This is a genomic window from Endozoicomonas sp. (genome assembly GCF_051008435.1).
In the GTDB taxonomy this organism is placed as follows: domain Bacteria; phylum Pseudomonadota; class Gammaproteobacteria; order Pseudomonadales; family Endozoicomonadaceae; genus Endozoicomonas_A.
Genome location: NZ_JBPCXO010000531.1, coordinates 1 through 10,326 on the forward strand (window position 1 = coordinate 1; position 10,326 = coordinate 10,326).

At 48.2% G+C, this 10,326-nt stretch carries 10 protein-coding genes and 1 riboswitch; of the genes, 5 read left to right on the forward strand and 5 right to left on the reverse strand.

From position 1 onward, the window contains the following. Positions 1–61: 61 nt before the first annotated feature. Both ACR2PX_RS26925 and ACR2PX_RS26930 read right to left on the reverse strand, forming a co-directional pair. Entirely contained in the window at positions 62–340 is a 279-nt protein-coding gene (locus ACR2PX_RS26925; RefSeq protein ID WP_434002451.1) for a zinc-binding dehydrogenase, read from the reverse strand. After that, complete coding sequence (locus ACR2PX_RS26930) at positions 229–855, reverse strand: alcohol dehydrogenase catalytic domain-containing protein (protein WP_434002443.1); 627 nt, start codon at positions 853–855, stop codon at positions 229–231. Before ACR2PX_RS26930 ends, ACR2PX_RS26925 begins: the two co-directional genes overlap by 112 nt. A 137-nt stretch (positions 856–992) precedes the next feature. Between ACR2PX_RS26930 and ACR2PX_RS26935 the strand changes: the two genes are divergently transcribed. Beyond that, entirely contained in the window at positions 993–1,868 is an 876-nt protein-coding gene (locus tag ACR2PX_RS26935; RefSeq protein ID WP_434002452.1) for a LysR substrate-binding domain-containing protein, read from the forward strand. Between the two features lie 147 nt (positions 1,869–2,015). Here the strand turns inward: ACR2PX_RS26935 and ACR2PX_RS26940 are convergent, their stop codons facing one another. The 3 genes from ACR2PX_RS26940 to mobB form a co-directional block, all read right to left on the reverse strand. Continuing rightward, positions 2,016–3,185, reverse strand: coding sequence for a Na/Pi symporter (locus tag ACR2PX_RS26940; protein WP_434002444.1), 1,170 nt, complete (start codon positions 3,183–3,185; stop codon positions 2,016–2,018). 161 nt (positions 3,186–3,346) lie between these two features. Beyond that, positions 3,347–4,585, reverse strand: coding sequence for a molybdopterin molybdotransferase MoeA (gene moeA, locus ACR2PX_RS26945; protein WP_434002445.1), 1,239 nt, complete (start codon positions 4,583–4,585; stop codon positions 3,347–3,349). After that, positions 4,582–5,127, reverse strand: coding sequence for a molybdopterin-guanine dinucleotide biosynthesis protein B (gene mobB / locus ACR2PX_RS26950; RefSeq protein WP_434002446.1), 546 nt, complete (start codon positions 5,125–5,127; stop codon positions 4,582–4,584). The genes moeA and mobB overlap by 4 nt, the downstream gene beginning before the upstream one ends. Between mobB and ACR2PX_RS26955 the strand changes: the two genes are divergently transcribed. The 4 genes from ACR2PX_RS26955 to ACR2PX_RS26970 all read left to right on the forward strand — a co-directional run bounded on the left by ACR2PX_RS26955 (position 5,126) and on the right by ACR2PX_RS26970 (position 9,834). Next, on the forward strand, positions 5,126–5,314 hold the full coding sequence (locus tag ACR2PX_RS26955; protein WP_434002447.1) for a hypothetical protein: 189 nt from the start codon (positions 5,126–5,128) through the stop codon (positions 5,312–5,314). The genes mobB and ACR2PX_RS26955 overlap by 2 nt on opposite strands. 77 nt (positions 5,315–5,391) lie before the next feature. After that, a riboswitch (molybdenum cofactor riboswitch) is annotated at positions 5,392–5,558 on the forward strand. Beyond that, on the forward strand, positions 5,547–6,527 hold the full coding sequence (gene moaA, locus ACR2PX_RS26960) for a GTP 3',8-cyclase MoaA (protein ID WP_434002448.1): 981 nt from the start codon (positions 5,547–5,549) through the stop codon (positions 6,525–6,527). Its footprint overlaps the riboswitch before it by 12 nt. A gap of 223 nt (positions 6,528–6,750) precedes the next feature. Further along, a complete protein-coding gene (locus tag ACR2PX_RS26965) occupies positions 6,751–7,326 on the forward strand; it encodes a lysophospholipid acyltransferase family protein (RefSeq protein ID WP_434002449.1) in 576 nt (191 codons plus the stop codon). A gap of 684 nt (positions 7,327–8,010) precedes the next feature. Further along, complete coding sequence (locus tag ACR2PX_RS26970; RefSeq protein WP_434002450.1) at positions 8,011–9,834, forward strand: DEAD/DEAH box helicase; 1,824 nt, start codon at positions 8,011–8,013, stop codon at positions 9,832–9,834. Positions 9,835–10,326 lie beyond the last annotated feature (492 nt).

Here is a 10,326-nt window from a genome sequence, read left to right on the forward strand (position 1 = left end):
CCGGATTTGGCCATTTTTTATGATTCTTTTCGTTGAATAGCTCGCTATTCGCCTCAAATAATCATAAAAACTGTCTCAAACCGGACTTTTTCTCGCTACGGTCGGCTAAGTCCGACAGACTCCTAGCCAGCTCCATGTTCGGATATGTATTAACGGCTACTAAGACTCCTCCTCTTTTAAGTACCTGGTACGAGTCAATTTCTACCTGCCCACCAATGCTATCTAGAACTACATCAACATCGCTAATAACATCCTTGAAATTGACTTTACGAAAATCAATGGCTTCATCTGCCCCGAGAGACTTAACGAGCCGGTGATCCTGGGTAGATGCAGTAACAATGACATAAGCCCCTTTATTTTTAGCCAGTTGAATAGCAATGCAGCCAAGGCTTCCGGCACCTCCATGAATAAGAACGCGTTGACCTTTCTGCAGTTGACCCATGTCAAAAAGAGCCTGCCAGGCGGTAATGGATGCGATTGGCAGTGAAGCTGCCGCTGCGAAGGATATATTCGAGGTTTATGAGCAATGTCTTTTGCTGGTACAGCAATGTACTCGGCATGGGAGCCATTGCGAGAGACTTCAGGTCGGGAGTAGACTGCATCGCCTCTGGAGTAACCACATACCTCAGTCCCTACTTCTACCACACTACCCGCAAAATCCCAGCCCAAAGTATGGGGGAATTCGATTGGAATCAGGTCTTTGAGATTTCCATCCCGTATCCATCGGTCCAGTGGGTTAATGGCGGATGCAATCACTTTTACCAGAACTTCATCGGCAGCAATGCTGGGGATGTCTACTTCCTCAATTTGGAGGATGTCAGCAGAGCCATGTTGGTGAATACGTGCTGCTTTCATGTTTACACCTCTGTTTTCTCATACACTTTCGACTGTGGAAGGTAATATTAAGTGCAAGGCAGTGTTCTCAGTAGAGAGTTATTTTAGAATGAAGAGTTCTGATTTTGAGTACAGTTGACTATTCAAAGCTTAAACACTTGGCGATATTTGTATGCGTTGTGGATAGCGCTAGTTTCGCTGGCGCAGCTAGAAAAATGAGTACTAGCAGATCGAGGGTCAGTGAGCAGGTTTCTCAATTGGAGGAAGCCTTAGGTGTTCGCTTAATTCACCGGACAACACGTCAATTGTCTCTTACTGAGGAGGGGCGCAGAGTATATCAGCAGGTGAAAGGGCTGCCTGATATCCTTGAATGTGTCAGTGATATTGTCTCAACCAGAGAGCCTGTCGGCAGGGTTTCTCTGTCTCTTTCCACAGATGTTGCACAAACTTATGTGCTACCCATCTTGGACGCATTTCGTACCCGTTATCCTGGTGTTCATCTCGATCTTGTAATAAATGACGAAACGTCAGATTTGGTGGCTCATGACATTGATCTGGCTATCCGAACCTCTTTTCAGGACAGCAGCTCTATGGTGGCGAGGGTTTTGTATCAGGAGAGAACCGGTGTTTATGCAAGCCCGAAATATATTGGGGCGTTCGGTCTTCCCCGTACAATCAAGGAGTTGGAGAGTCTGCAATGGCTGACTTTGTCCCAGGCTAGTAAAGACGGTTCCCAGCAACTATTTGCCCGAGGGAAGAATGTTATTGTAAAACCTTTGGATTATTATTCTTGTAACTCACCCTGGATGATTCAGAGGATGTTGCTATCGGGTTTGGGGCTTGGCTGTATTCTACCCAGTGCTGTCCAGCAAGACATCGAAGAGGGTAGGCTGGTGGCGGTTATGCCCGAGCTGTCTGGAGAAAGTCTCACTGTTTCTTTGGTCTATCCCTCCAGAAAAAAAATCCCCAGGCGTACCCGCTGTGTCATCGATTTTCTACTGGATGCTGATTTGTTTCATCAGACAGCTGTCTAATAAAGGCTTGTGGCTGGAATCGATTGATTGCGTAAAGGCTGCAGATTGACGACTCTGTTGCGTCAATCAGTTCTTTGAGAGGAATAGGGCTGGATGTATAGGCCATTGATAAGCCCTGGTTAGCCAGAGCTTATCAACAGAAGATCTTTACTGGGCTATGAAAATACCAAGGCCCGGTATAACAAAGAAGGCCAGCAACAGATACAGGAATGCATAAGCGCGGTTTCTTATGGCCAGGTCCGATAACCTTTCAGCAGCGTATAGAGGAATTTCACGCAACCACTTGACGCCAAAGATAAGGACTACAGCAAACAGGTTGAAGAACAAGTGCACCAAGGCGATAGTCATTGCTTGTACAGCCTCAGCACCGACAATGGCGGTTGCTGAAAGCAGGGCTGTAATCGTCGTACCAATGTTGGCACCCAGGGTAACAGGGTACATCTGACGTACAGAGAACACGCCACTGCCAACAAGAGGAACCATCAGGCTGGTGGTGGTAGAAGAGGATTGAACCATAACCGTCATGATGGTACCGGATGCAATACCTGATATAGGACCACGACCAATCGACTTGTGCAGAACATCCTTGGCACGACCAACCATTACCTTTTTCAGCAGTTTGCCCAGTCTAACCACAGAGCTGAAGATCAGGAAGATACCAATGGCGATCATAGCCAGGCCACCCAGAGTGGTGTCAGGCAACAGACCGGCAAATCCTTTTATGATATTCACTGCGGGTGCAGTCAATGGCTTGATAAAGTTCAAGCTACCCATGTCAACGGAAGAACCGCCTACCAGGCTTGCAGCTACGTGCTGGGACAGTCCGCTCAGGAAACCAGTCATCAGTTCCAGAGGCAGAATAATCAGAACCGCCAGGTAGTTAAAGAAGTCATGGACAGTAGAGGCAGCAAAAGCCCGTTTGAAGGATTTGTCACAACCTATGTGACCCAGGCTGACCAGGGTATTGGTGATAGTGGTACCGATATTGGCACCCATAATCATGGGGATTGCCATTTCCACCGGCAAACCGCCAGCCACCAATCCGACAATAACAGAAGTTACTGTACTGGAAGATTGGACCAGGGCAGTTGCAAGGGTACCGGCAATCAGTGCCAGAACCGTATTGTTGGCAAAGCTGAACAGCTCGGCAGCGGCTTCCGCACCGCCCACAGCCATTTTAAAGCCTGAGCCCACTACGCTGACGGCAACCAGCAGGGCATAAATCCAGAGGAGAACCCTCATCCAGATCCGACCATAATGTTTGCTGGTCAGTTTGTAGTCAGCTTTAGCGCTGGCTTTACTTGTTGCTTCAGACATTTTCTGCACCTTGGTGCTGTGTGAATAAAGATGGTGGCGAAAATATAGGTCTTTTGTTTCAGAAATATTACAGATATGACATTTTTCTGAAATATTCCAAAAAAGACCTCAATCCTTCCCGAAAAAAACCATAATACGGACTTTCTATGACACTGGGCTTATTACATAAGAGGTTTATCGAACATTTGCACCTTAACGGTTTCTCCTGCATCAATATTGCCCTGGGAAGCAGGCAAAACGATATAACAGTTGGCCATGCTCATGGATCGGAGAATGCCTGACCCCTGACTGCCAGTAGTAACCACCTCAGCTTCTCCTTTCTCGTTGGTTGAGAGAATACCCCTCTGGAATTCCAGGCGGCCGGGTTGCTTCTTAAGGGGAGTACGACAAATTGCTGGTAGTTCAGTGGCTGGGGCCCGATTCGCTCCCATCATATGATGTAAAGCAGGTGCTGCCAGCTGTTGAAAAGTCACTGTGGCGGAAACAGGATTGCCTGGCAGCCCGAAGAATACGCTATTGGGCAGCTTACCAAAGGCGAAAGGCTTGCCGGGTTTAATGGCCAGTTTCCAGAAGGAAGTATGGCCTATTTCATTGAGAATATCTTTGACAAAGTCAGCGTCACCTACGGAGACTCCTCCAGAGGTAATCACCGCATCAGCAATCTGGTCGGCTTCAAGAAAAGCTTCTCGTATTTCAGATCGGTCGTCTCTGATCTTGCCCAGATCTAAAACCTCTGCACCCAGTCGTTTGAGCATAGCTGAGACGGCGAAGCGATTGCTGTCGTATATGTCACCCTGTCCGAGAGTTTCACCGGGGAGTTTCAGCTCGTCACCGGTGGAAAAGAGGGCTACTTTAATTCTGCGCATAACAGGAACCTGGGCGACTCCCAGAGAAGCCAACAGGCCAATATCCTGAGCCTTGACGACATGACCTTTTTCGAAAACCTGGCAGCCTTCAGGTACGTCTTCACCAGCCCGGCGCACGTTCATACCTGTCTTGGATGGCTCTTTGCGCAATAGGATGCCTTGCTCGGTCTGCTCAGTCTGCTCTTGCATAATGACAGTATCAGCGCCTTCTGGAATAGAAGCTCCTGTCATGATTCTTATACAGTGACCATTGGGCATGGTGCCTTGATAGGGATGCCCGGCTAAAGACTGTCCTGCAAGTGGCAAGACTGAATGATGCTCAAGATCACTGAAGCGAAACGCATACCCGTCCATGGCTGAATTATCATGAGATGGGACGTTAACTGGAGAAATGACGTTGTCTGAAAGGACTCGATCCAGGCAGTCTGCCAGAGCAACCCTTTCCATTTCTGTGACGACAGGCGTTTCTGTGATCAGTTTCTCAAGCCCTTCGTGCAGGGGCATTAATCCTGGGGCAGCGCAGCAGTCTGTCATTGAGCAATCTCCTTGAAACAATAACGATAAATGAATTCGGCAATCTGCTCCGGGCTGTTGAGGTTCAGCTGGGGAAGTCCCGGGTTGTCGGTTAAAGGTATGTCCCAGGCAATTGCAATAATGTTTGGATCTTCAGGGTAGAGCAAAGGGCGATCGAGACCCTGACGATGCAGTTCAATTTTAGGGAAAGCAGCATCTCTGAAACCTTCAACAATGATCAGGTCAAGACGGCTGCAATCGAGCAGCTGCAGCTCGTTCATCAATTCGGGATCAGTGTGGCCAGACTTTTCGGTATAACAAATAGACCTTTCCGGGGTGCTAAGGAGCAACTGACTGCTGCCTGCCCGTCTGAGGCGATAACTGTCTTTACCCGGTGTATCAGGATCAACGCTGTGGTGTGAAGCTTTGACAATCCCGATGTTCAACCCTTTGGTACAGAGCAGGGGAATCAGTTTTTCCAGCAGGGTTGTTTTGCCCGTACCGCTGAATGCCGCCAGCCCAATAAGAGGCAGAGGGAAGGATTGCAGTGAGAGGGTTGGCATGCGCATTCCCGGTCATTCATTAAGTGCGCTGAAGTCTATTGAAGTATCCATCGCTACTCAATCATTCTTTGCTATCAAGAAAAGTGATGTCAGGTATAAGGGGGAACGGTTCGGAGTTAGCCATTTGCCAGTGGTACAAGTGAGTCAGGGCAATGGTTGTATCTACTATAAAGCGCTTATTGTTTGACCGAGTTGTTGCCATTAAAAATCGTCCTTTCGGACATGGCTATTTAATTGGGTTGGCGTTAGGATGTCAGCGAATTCAATTTGAATTAGCGCCGAGCTTCGCAGCCTAAACCTGACTCAGGTATTACTCCTGAAGGTATGGCTGCCAGGCCGTAACCTGATGCGTTCTATACGCAAGGTTGCCAGGGTTCACACAGAAATGTCTGGGCCTCCCGTGTTTGGAAAGGTGTGAAATGCGACCATTAAATGATCCACAGGGACGAACGTTTCCCTATCTCAGGCTGTCTCTGACAGACCTGTGCAACTTTAGTTGTAACTATTGCCTGCCTGATGGTTGTGAAGAACACCATCATAAGCAGTCGCTGGACCTGTCTGAAATTAAACGACTAGTTACTGCTTTTTCAGCAGTAGGTGTTGAGAAAATCCGCTTGACTGGCGGAGAGCCAACACTGCGCTCTGATTTCAATGATATTGTCAGTACCATCAAGTCCATCCCTGGTATTCAAAAGATCGCCATGACCACTAATGGTTATAAAATGGACCAGAGAGTGGATTCCTGGCTGGATGCCGGTGTTGATCAGGTTAATGTCAGTATCGATAGTTTGGACCCCAGAGCCTTTGAGGCTATAACCGGGCATGATCGTCTTCAGGAAATAATGGCTGGTATTGAAAAGGCCTTTGCGAAAGGGCTTCCTTCTATCAAAGTGAATGCCGTTTTGATGAAAGGGGTCAATGACATTCAGTTAGGGGTCTTTCTGGACTGGATCAAGCATCAGCCTATCACCATGCGCTTTATTGAGCTGATGCAGACAGGCGACAATGGCAGCTTTTTCAATCAATACCATGTGCCAGGGCAGCAGATCAGGGATCAGCTGCTGGAGCAGGGGTGGGTCAGGATGACCAGAAAGAAAGATGCTGGCCCGGCTTATGAGTACTGCCATCCTGATTATCAGGGCCGTATTGGTCTGATTACGCCCTATTCAAGAGACTTCTGCAAAGACTGCAATCGTCTGAGAGTAAGCAGTCAGGGGCAATTGCAGCTTTGCCTGTTTTCCGAATCGGGCCATGATCTTCGTCGACTGCTGCAAGATGACAGTCAGCAGGATGAATTGATTCAGGAAATTCGTTCGGTACTGCGATTGAAAGTAGACGGCCACTTTCTGGATCAGGGCTATACCGGTGGTACTCAGAATCTAGCCCAAATAGGTGGTTGATAGTCTCAAGTACTTTCTGAGGCTGTTAATAACACAGAGAATTTTAATGTTTATTTTCCTCCGGGTTGGCGCAAGCGCCCTGAGGAAAAGTAAATACTGCCGTATACATTCTGGTTAAGGTGGGTATAATGCCGCCCGAAGATTGGCTGGGCGACTTTTCTTTCGTTACGGGTATACAGTATTGAGTCAGTCTTAGTCCTGACTGTCTGCGGTAACCTTCCTGATGACTCATACGATCTTTGATACTCCTCTTGTAAATACTCTCTTTCGATATATTTCTACTTTAGGTCTGAAACTGACAGGCTGGAAGCTATCAGGCAAAAAGCCGGATGCTAAAAAGTATGTTGTTATTGCCGCGCCTCATACCAGTAACTGGGATTTTATTCTGGTTATGGCCATAGCCTTCAAGTTTGGGATCAAGATGTCCTGGATGGGAAAGAGCAGTCTCTTTAAAGGCCCCATGGGTCCCATCATGCGGTGGATGGGCGGCATTCCTGTGGAACGAAGCCGAAATACCGGGTTGGTTCAGCAAATCGTTGATCGATTCAATACCTGTGAAGATCTCATCGTGACCATCCCTCCTGAAGGAACCCGCAGCAAGGTAGGCCAGTGGAAAAGTGGTTTTTATCATGTTGCAGCTGGAGCTAACGTGCCTATTGCCCTGGGGTTTCTGGATTTCAAAGTCAGGGAAGGAGGTTTTGGCCCTCTGTTTTATCCCACAGGCAGCTATGAGGATGATCTGAAAGAAATTCAGCATTTCTATCAAGGAATGACGGGGAAAAGACCTCATAAGTTTTGAGAATGCCATGGGGGCTTTTCAGAAGCTGCTGAATCTGCTGGTTTGGATCCTTATAATCACATTGTCTAACAAACAGTAGCCATAAACCCTTGCCGCCCATCGGCTAAAAACAGCCTGTACGATTGAAATACAGCTATCTATGTTGAGTAAATAGCGATAGAATGACCGGCCTTTTATGGGAGTGCCGTTAATTCGGGTCTCCCAAGATGTCCTGGTACTCCGTTTACCTCTGTGATCGGTTTGAATATTGAATTCTCATCGGATACCGATCCTGTCAGTTCTTTCGAGATCTTCAACGAAGTCATGGACACCCAACTGCCATGAGTGGAAAGGTCGCTGCTTGTTATGAACCCAGCGGCCAGAACATGGTCAATAATCACTGCACGTTACGAAAAGGACCGTGCAGTGGATCAGTGTACATGGGAGCTGTTAACACCAGCTCAGGTCGCAAGATCTGGAAAGAACGATCAATGTTTTCATTGAATTATTCAAGCTAATCAATAACTTGTCTGACTCTCTGAAACCTGTCCTGTTCTACAGAACGTGACTACCGACTTTTTGCCTGCGACTAACCCATGGACGATTGCTCACGGCTTAAGACCGGCATTACCCATCCGGCTGCCTGTCAGAGTATCTACAGGGAGAGCACTGATCGTACCAATGCCTAATTTTTCGGAGCACTTGATGTCTGACGACACAACCCCTACTGAGCCAATGATCACCTTTGCTGACTTGCCTCTTTCACCAGCAGTGATCAAGGCAGTGCAGGACGTAGGTTATGAAACACCTTCTCCTATCCAGGCTCAAAGTATTCCCAAGATTCTTGAAGGTAAAGATCTGCTGGGTCTGGCCCAGACCGGAACCGGCAAGACTGCTGCTTTTGCCCTGCCTATGCTATCCAGGCTGGACATGAGTGTCAGCGACCCTCAGGTTCTGGTTCTGACTCCTACACGAGAGCTGGCCATCCAGGTGGCTGAAGCTTTCCAGCGTTATGCTCGTCACATGCCGGGCTTCCACGTACTGCCTGTCTATGGTGGTCAGGATATGCGTGGTCAGCTGAGAGGCCTCAAGCGAGGCGCTCACGTTATTGTTGGCACACCGGGTCGTGTCATGGATCACCTTCGCAGAGAAAGCCTGAAGCTGAACTCTCTGAAAGCCGTCGTTCTGGACGAAGCGGACGAGATGCTGCGTATGGGCTTTGTGGATGATATTGAGTGGATTATGGAACAGACACCTGACGAGCGTCAGGTTGCGTTGTTCTCTGCCACCATGCCCAGACAGATTCGTAAGATTGCCGACACGCACCTGAAAAATCCTGCCACGGTTGAGATCAAGGCTAAAACCGCCACAGTTGATACCATTACCCAGAAAGTATGCATGGTTAGCGGTTTCCACAAGCTGGATGCTCTGACTCGTATTCTGGAAGTGGAACCATTTGATGCCATGATTATTTTCGTGCGCACCAAGACAGCAACGGTAGAGCTGGCTGAAAAGCTGGAAGCCAGAGGTTTTGCAGCAGCAGCCCTGAATGGTGACATGAGCCAGGGGCTTCGTGAGAAGGTTGTAGAACGTCTTAAGAAAGGTTCACTGGATATCCTGATCGCTACTGATGTTGCGGCACGTGGTCTTGATGTAGAGCGTATGTCCCACGTAGTAAACTACGACATTCCATACGACACAGAAGCCTATGTTCACCGTATTGGTCGTACTGGCCGTGCCGGTCGTGAGGGTGTAGCCATTCTGTTCGCGACGCATCGTGAGCGTCGTATGTTGCGTTCCATTGAACAGGCAACTCGTCAGCGCATTGAAACCATGCGTTTGCCTTCAATGCGCGATGTGCGTGACATGCGTATCCGTGCCTTCAAGGAAGAAGTGGTGAAAACCATGGAAATGGGCGAAGAGCTGGCCGGATTCCGTGAAATCATTGCTGAACTGGAAACAGAGCATGCACTGAATCACGAAGATATGGCGGCTGTTCTTTGCTTCATGGCTCAGAAAGATCGTCCGTTCCCTGATGGCAAAGAGCCAGAGCGTCAGCAGCGTGAGCACCGCGATCGTGATCGTGGTGAAAGAGGGGAGCGTGGTGGAGAACGAGGAGAGCGTGGTGCCCGTCCTCGTCGTGATCGCAAAGAAGATAATGAAGGCATGGTTCGCTACCGTGTGGGTGTTGGTCGTGATCAGGGTATTACTCCTGGAGACCTGGTGGGTGCTATTGCCAATGAAAGTAATATCGCCGGCAAAAACATTGGCCACATTCGCCTGTTCGATACTTGCTCTTCCATCTACCTGCCAGAAGGCGTAGAAGCATCCACTTTGGATGCGCTGAAGAACGTCAAGGTACGTAACAAGGCTTTGGACCTGAAAGTCTGGGTCGATGATGGACGCAGTGACAACTCCCGTCCTCGTCGTGGCCGTGGTCGTGATGGAGATGCTCCAAGAAGAGATCGTGATCATCGTGGTGGAGACAAGCGTCAGAGCTCACGCAGCAGACCTCGTCGAGAAGCATAAGCTTCAACCTTATTGATCCTGAAAAAGCAGAAGTTTGATACTTCTGCTTTTTTTATGCTCTGAATTCAAGGCATAGTGCATCATCCCTTCGTATTCTCATTCTACCCTTGCTTCACATGAGAGAAGCTCACAGGTTAATCTTGAGAACACTCGGGTTTTAGTTCATCCGATACTTGCGGCAAAGCTACCTCTTTTGGCTTACCAATGCCTGTCTTTATTATGTATTTTTGTGCTGCTTTCATTGGGGGAAAAAGACCTTTGACGTAAAAGTCCGCAATAGGAAGATAGAATTTAGTCTCTCCTGGGCCTTGTATAAAAAACCACAGGTTATGAGTTCCACTTCCCATAATTCCGACTTTAGATTTGAGGGGCTTTTACAGGTTGGCTGATGAAAAGTGAGGGGTTGCAACAGAAATAGCCTTCAGGAGACGATTGATTTATAAGGATCAAAATTTCTGAAGGATCAGACATGTGTGCAACACCCTCACTACG